Raw genomic sequence first — 293 nt, forward strand, 5'->3', positions numbered from 1 at the left:
GCTTTTCCAGCATGGCAATAAACAGCGATGAGTTTTTCTTGATCCCGCTGACGTAAAGTACCCTTCCGTTGCCTGCGTGGAGAACGCCTGCCAGATAATGCTTGGCATTCTGCCCCGGTGTGACAACCCGCTTTTGCTGCGCTCTGAACATCCAGTCGGCTCCTAATTTGGGATTGAGGTCTATATCGACTTCATCCTCATAAAACACCGGATTATCGGCATCACAGCGGGCCAGCGCGGCGTCGATATTCGCCATTTTTTCCTGATAGGCTGGGTCTTTTATCCGCAAGGTC

1 pseudogene is annotated in these 293 nt (G+C 51.5%); it reads right to left on the bottom strand.

Annotated features, from left to right (window positions below):
* A pseudogene (locus MUW49_RS22175) lies at positions 1 to 293 on the bottom strand (IS630 family transposase); the annotation flags it as partial.

The organism is Aeromonas sp. LsrichE-8G, from assembly GCF_022869435.1.
GTDB lineage: Bacteria > Pseudomonadota > Gammaproteobacteria > Enterobacterales > Aeromonadaceae > Aeromonas > Aeromonas caviae.